The sequence below is a fragment of the uncultured Xylophilus sp. genome (genome assembly GCA_913776965.1).
Classification (GTDB): domain Bacteria; phylum Pseudomonadota; class Gammaproteobacteria; order Burkholderiales; family Burkholderiaceae_C; genus Xylophilus.
Genome location: CAJYQL010000003.1, coordinates 21,532 through 27,658, shown reverse-complemented (window position 1 = coordinate 27,658; position 6,127 = coordinate 21,532). Strand labels below are relative to the sequence as shown.

Below are 6,127 nucleotides of genomic sequence, written 5' to 3'. Positions count from 1 at the left end.
TCGATGCCGTCCAGCACGTCCAGCTTGGTGATGCACAGGCCCGACAGGCCGTTGACCTGGGCCGAGCGCTTGAGCAGCGCGGCATCGAACCAGCCGCAGCGGCGCGAGCGGCCGGTGGTCACGCCCTTCTCGGCGCCCACGGTCGAGAGGTGGTAGCCCACGGTGCCGGGCTTCTCCCAGTCCAGCTCGGTGGGGAACGGACCACCGCCCACGCGGGTGCAGTAGGCCTTGGTGATGCCCAGCACGTAGTGCAGCATGCCCGGGCCCACGCCCGAGCCGGCGGCGGCATTGCCGGCCACGCAGTTGCTGGAGGTGACGTAGGGGTAGGTGCCGTGGTCCACGTCCAGCAGCGTGCCCTGCGCGCCTTCGAACAGCAGGTTGGCGCCCTGGCGGTGCGCATCGTTCAGTTCGCGCGACACGTCGGCGATCATCGGCTTCAGCAACTCGGCATGCTTCATCGACTCGTCGTAGACGGCATCGAACTCCACCGCCGGCGCGCCGAGCACCTGGGTCAGCACATGGTTGTGCAGCTCCAGCAGCACGCGCAGCTTCTCCGCGAAACGCTCGGGATGCTTCAGGTCCTGCACCCGCAGCGCACGGCGGGCGATCTTGTCCTCGTAGGCCGGACCGATGCCGCGGCCGGTGGTGCCGATCTTCTCGATGCCGCCCTTCTCGCGGAAGGCTTCGCGCGCCACGTCGAGCGCGGCGTGGAACGGCAGGATCAGCGGGCAGGCCTCGCTGATCCGCAGGCGGGACCGCACTTCGACGCCCGCCTTCTCCAGCCCTTCGATCTCCTCGAACAGCTTGGCGGCCGACAGCACCACGCCGTTGCCGATGTAGCACTTCACGCCAGGGCGCATGATGCCGCTCGGGATCAGGTGCAGCGCGGTCTTCACGCCGTTGATGACCAGCGTGTGGCCGGCGTTGTGGCCGCCCTGGAAGCGCACGACGCCCTGCGCGCTCTCGGTGAGCCAGTCCACCAGCTTGCCCTTGCCTTCGTCGCCCCACTGGGTGCCGACCACGACCACGTTGCGGCCGGCGACCGGCCCGTTCGTCTTGCTCATTTCGATCTCGGGAAATCAGTTCAAAGGGAATGCACGGTCCACGCGCCGGCGCTATGCACCAGTTCGCGGTCGCAACGGAATTCGTCGACTTCGCTCTCGTGGCCCGGCATCACGCAGACCACGGTCTCGCCGCTGGCGCGCAGTGCGCCGATCGCCTGGCCCAGCGCGACGTCGTCGGCCCAGGGTGCGCGGATCGCCGCGCGCAACGGCCGCGGGCGGGCGACGGCCACCAGCTCGCGCAGGTCCAGGCTGAAACCCACCGCCGGCCGGTTGCGGCCGAAGACGGCACCCACCGCGTCGTAGCGGCCGCCGCGCACCAGCGCGTCGCTCGCGCCCGGCACGTAGATGGCGAACCGTGCGCCACTGTAGTACGCATAGCCGCGCAGGTCGGCGAGGTCGAAGCTCGCGCGCCCCGGCGGCAATGCACGCGCCAGGCGCCGCAGGCCGGCGATCACCGGCTGCAGTGCGGGGAACGCCTGGAGGACGTGCTCGGCCTCGTCCAGCACCGACACGTCGCCGTAGAGCTGCACCAGCGCGCGCAGCGCTTCACGCACCGGAGGCGGCAGGTCGCGGGTCAGCGTAGCCAGCGCACTGGAATCCTTGGAGGCAAGCGCGGCGTGCAGGTCGGCAAGCTGTGCATCTGTGACGGCCACGCCGTCGAGCAGCGCCTGCGGGATGCGGGCATCGCCCAGATCGACCTGGAAGCCTTCCACCGGTGCGGCGCGCAGGCAATCGAGCGCCAGCCGCAGGATTTCCAGGTCGGCTTCGATGCCGGCGTGGCCGTAGATCTCGGCGCCGAACTGCAGCGGTTCGCGGGTCGCATGCGGACGGCCGGGCCGGGTGTGGACCACCGGGCCGCAATAGCAGAGCCGGGTCACGCCGCGGCGGTTCAGCAGGTGGGCGTCGATCCGTGCCACCTGCGGCGTGGTGTCAGCCCGCAGGCCCAGCGTGCGACCGGAGAGCTGGTCGACCAGCTTGAAGGTCTGCAGATCCAGCGCTTCGCCGGTGCCGGTGAGCAGCGACTCCAGGTGCTCCAGCAGCGGCGGCATCACCAGCTCGTAGCCGTAGCTGCGCGCCGTGTCCAGCAGATCGCGGCGGAGTTCTTCGATGTGGCGTGCCTCGGACGGCAGGACATCGGCAATGTGATCCGGCAGGACCCAGGCGGACATGGAAAAACGGGGCGCTGTTAAAAAGGCGATTCTACCGACACGCGCCTGTCACCTTCGTGCAGGCGGAGTCGTGTCGCATCACGACACCAACCAGAGCAGCGCCAGGCCGCAGGCGATGCTCGCGAGGCCGAAGAAGCGCAGCTGGCCGTCGCGCAACTGGAGCAGCTGGCCGAACGTGCGCCGCCAGCCGCCGGGCGATGCGAAGGGCAGCAGCCCCTCGATCACCAGCACCAGGGCCAGCGCGGTCCAGAGGCTGTCGGAGTCCACCGATGAGCGTGGTGTCAGCGGCGCGGCGCAGCGGCTGCCGGCTGCGATGCGCCTGAGGCGGTGCCGCCGCGGAACACCCGGAAGAATTCCGACGACGACGGGTCGGCGACCACCACGTCGCCCTTCTTCCCCATGCTTGCGCGATAGGCCTCCAGGCTGCGGTAGAACTGCGCGAACTGCGCGTCGCGGCCGAATGCCTCGCCGTAGACGCGCGCGGCCTCGGCATCGCCCTCGCCCTTGATCTTCTGGGCATCACGGTACGCGTTGGCGATCGCCACCTCGCGCTGGCGGTCGGCATCGGCGCGGATCTTCTCGCCCTCGGCGGCGCCGGTGGAGCGCAGTTCGTTGGCAACGCGCTTGCGCTCGGCTTCCATGCGGCGGTAGACCGACTCGGTGATCGCCTCGACGTAATCGACGCGGGTGATCCGCACGTCCACCACGTCCACGCCCCACGGCTTCGAACCCTTCACCACTTCCAGCACCTCGCGCTTGACGTCGTTCATCAGTTCGTCGCGCTTGAGCGAGATCAGGTCGCGCACCGTGCGACGGTTGATTTCTTCCTGGAACGCATTGCGGACCACGCGGTTGAGCTGATTGGCACCGGCGGTTTCATCCAGACCGACGTTGCGGATGTACTGCGACGGGTCGGTGATGCGCCAGCGCACATACCAGTCGATGACGACCCGCTGCTTTTCGGCGGTCAGCATCGACTCGGTGTCGGTGCTGTCGAGCGTCAGCAACCGGCGGTCGATGTACGAGACGTTCTGGAACGGCGGCGGCAGCTTGACGTGCAGGCCGGGCTGCGCCACCACCTCCTTGATCTGGCCGAGCGCATAGACCACGCCGAACTGGCGCTGGTCCACGACGAACAGCATGGAACTGGCAAGCGCCAGCGCGACGAGGATGGACGAAGCAATGAAACCGATTCTGTTCACGACGGACTCCTAGCGCGATTCACGGTCACGCGAGCGGCCGGAATCCCGGTTCCGCACGTCGCTCGAGAAGGTCGGCGCCGAAGACGACGGACCGGCCGCCGGGGAGGTGGTAGCTGCGGCAGCGGCATCGCTGCCGGGTGCCGCGGGCGAATTCGCGCCCTGCTGCATCAGCTTGTCGAGCGGCAGGTACAGCAGGTTGGAACCCTGGCGCGAATCGACCAGCACCTTCGACACGTTGCTGTAGATGCTCTGCATCGTCTCCAGGTACATCCGGTCGCGGGTCACCTGCGGCGCCTTCTGGTACTCGGTGTATATCGACAGGAAGCGCTGCGCATCGCCCTGCGCCTGCGCGACGATCCGGGCCTTATAGGCCTCCGATTCTTCCTTCAGGCGGGACGCGGTACCGGCTGCGCGCGGAATCACGTCGTTGGCGTAGGCCTGCGCATCGTTCTTCGCACGCTCGCGCTCCTGGCCGGCCTTCAGCACGTCGTCGAACGCCGCCTGCACCTGCTCGGGCGGACGCACGCCGCCCTGCTGAAGGTTGATGCCGACGATCTCGATGCCGACTTCGTACCGGTCGAGGATGGACTGCATCAGCTTGCGCACCCGCGGCGCGATCTGGTCTCGCTCTTCGGCGAGCGCCGAATCCATCTTCATCGAGCCGACGACTTCGCGCACCGAACTCTCTGCCACCTGCACCACCGTGCCGGCCGGGTCGCGGCTATTGAACAGGTACTGCCGTGCGTCGTTCAGGCGGTACTGCACCGCGAACTTGATCTCGACGATGTTCTCGTCCTGCGTCAGCATCGCGGACTCGCGCAGGCCGGTCGACTTGATAACCGCATCGCGGCCCACGTCCACCGAGCGGATCTGCGTGACGAACACCAGCTCGTGGCGCTGGATCGGATACGGCAGGCGCCAGTTGAAACCGGCGCCGACCGTCGACTTGTATTTGCCGAACTGGGTGATGACCGCCTGCTGGCCTTCCTGCACGATGAAGAAGCCGGTGCCGAGCCAGAGCAGCACGACGACCGCCGCGATCAGGCCGAGACCCATCCCGGCGTTCTGCATGTCGGGCTGGAAACCGCCGCGGTTGCCGCCGCCGGAACCGCCCCCCGAGCCGCCCCGGCGGCCACCGAACAGTCCGCCGAGCTTGCGGTTGAAATCGCGCCAGAGTTCGTCGAGGTCCGGCGGTCCCTGGTTGGGGCCCTGCCCGCGCGGGCGGTGGGGCGGCTGCGGCGGGGGCGGTGGAGGGGGTGGCGGCGGCAGACCGCCCTGCCCCTGCTGCCCAGTCGGACGCGCACCATCGCGGGCGTCGTCGTCGCTGCGTCCCCAGCGCGGATCGTTCAGATTGAACATCCCTCTGAGCCGTCCCGGCAGCATGGACCAAGGACGGCCCTGAATATTGAGAGTCATGCGCGAAGTCCCACTGTGACGCCGTGAAAAATTGTGCGATTGTGCCGAATCAATCCGGCTCCCCTGCCAATGGGTCCGCCGGTGCTGGGGGCTTGGTCGAGCTGCCGGCCACCGCCCGCGCCGCCAGCGCGGTGCGGAGTGCCGGCAGGCCCTCGCCCGACCGGGCGCTGACGAACAAGCGGGGCACCTGCCGCCCGTCGAGTTCGTAGGTGTCTTCCAGCTCCGCCGGACGCCGCTCCGGCGGCACCGCATCAAGCTTGTTGAAGACGAGCAGCTGCGGAATGTCGGACGCGCCGATCTCCGCCAGGACCCGCTGGACCTGCTCGATCTGCTCGGGAAACGCGTCGTTGGCGCCATCGACCACATGCAGCAGCAGGTCAGCATCCACCGCTTCCTGCAGCGTGGCCTGGAACGCATCGACCAGCCCGTGCGGCAGGTCGCGGATGAAGCCGACCGTGTCGGACAGCGACACCGACCGCGCAGCCTCGCCGAGATACAGCTGGCGGGTGGTGGTGTCGAGCGTCGCGAACAGCTGGTCGGCCGCATAGGTGCGGGCCTTGACCAGCGCATTGAACAGCGTCGACTTGCCGGCGTTGGTGTAGCCCACAAGCGAGATGTTGAAGGTGTCGCGGCGCTCGCGCTGGCGGCGCTGGGTGCCGCGCTGCTTCTTCACCTTGGCCAGCCGCTCCTTGGTGCGCTTGATCGTGTCGCCGATCATGCGACGGTCGAGTTCGATCTGCTTTTCGCCCGGGCCGCCCCGGACGCCGGCCCCGCCGGTCTGTCGCTCCAGGTGGGACCAGCGGCGGACCAGCCGGGTGCTGAGGTACTGCAGCCGTGCCAGCTCGACCTGCAGCTTGCCTTCGTGGCTGCGCGCGCGCTGCGCGAAGATCTCGAGGATCAGCAGCGTGCGGTCGTACACCGGACGGTCGAGATGCCGCTCCAGGTTGCGCTGCTGCGCCGGACTGAGGGCCTGGTCGAAGAGTATTTCGAGCGCGCCGTGATGCTCGGCAAGCATGCGGATCTCGTCTGCCTTGCCGCTGCCGATGAACAGCGCCGCATCGGGCGCCTTGCGCCGCGCGACGATGCGCGCGACCGGCTGCAGGCCGGCGGTCTGGGCGAGAAGGCCCAACTCTTCCAACGTATCGTCGAAATGCGGCAGACCGAAATCCACCCCGACCAGAACGACGGGTGCGGGCGTACGGACGGAAACGTCGGAACTCAAGTGGTGGAGATGCGCTTGGGCGCCGCCGCACCGGGCGGACGGCGCCATGCCAGA

General features: G+C 68.5%; 6 protein-coding genes. All 6 read right to left on the bottom strand.

Annotation, left to right across the window (positions count from 1 at the left end; genetic code table 11):
* A partial coding sequence (locus tag QZ500_RS00465) for an adenylosuccinate synthase (protein ID WP_295849538.1) occupies positions 1 to 1,064 on the bottom strand: 1,064 nt, incomplete at its 3' end.
* 20 nt (positions 1,065 to 1,084) lie between these two features.
* Positions 1,085 to 2,233: an ATP phosphoribosyltransferase regulatory subunit gene (locus QZ500_RS00460; protein WP_295849536.1), complete on the bottom strand. Its 1,149-nt coding sequence runs from the start codon at positions 2,231 to 2,233 to the stop codon at positions 1,085 to 1,087.
* A 78-nt stretch (positions 2,234 to 2,311) separates the two neighbouring features.
* A complete protein-coding gene (locus QZ500_RS00455; protein WP_295849534.1) occupies positions 2,312 to 2,500 on the bottom strand; it encodes a DUF2065 domain-containing protein in 189 nt (62 codons plus the stop codon).
* Between the two features lie 14 nt (positions 2,501 to 2,514).
* Positions 2,515 to 3,435, bottom strand: coding sequence for a protease modulator HflC (locus QZ500_RS00450; RefSeq protein ID WP_295849532.1), 921 nt, complete (start codon positions 3,433 to 3,435; stop codon positions 2,515 to 2,517).
* A 9-nt stretch (positions 3,436 to 3,444) separates the two neighbouring features.
* Positions 3,445 to 4,851, bottom strand: coding sequence for an FtsH protease activity modulator HflK (hflK, locus tag QZ500_RS00445; RefSeq protein WP_295849530.1), 1,407 nt, complete (start codon positions 4,849 to 4,851; stop codon positions 3,445 to 3,447).
* Positions 4,852 to 4,900: 49 nt separating this feature from the next.
* Entirely contained in the window at positions 4,901 to 6,073 is a 1,173-nt protein-coding gene (gene hflX, locus QZ500_RS00440) for a GTPase HflX (protein WP_295849528.1), read from the bottom strand.
* Between the last annotated feature and the right edge of the window lie 54 nt (positions 6,074 to 6,127).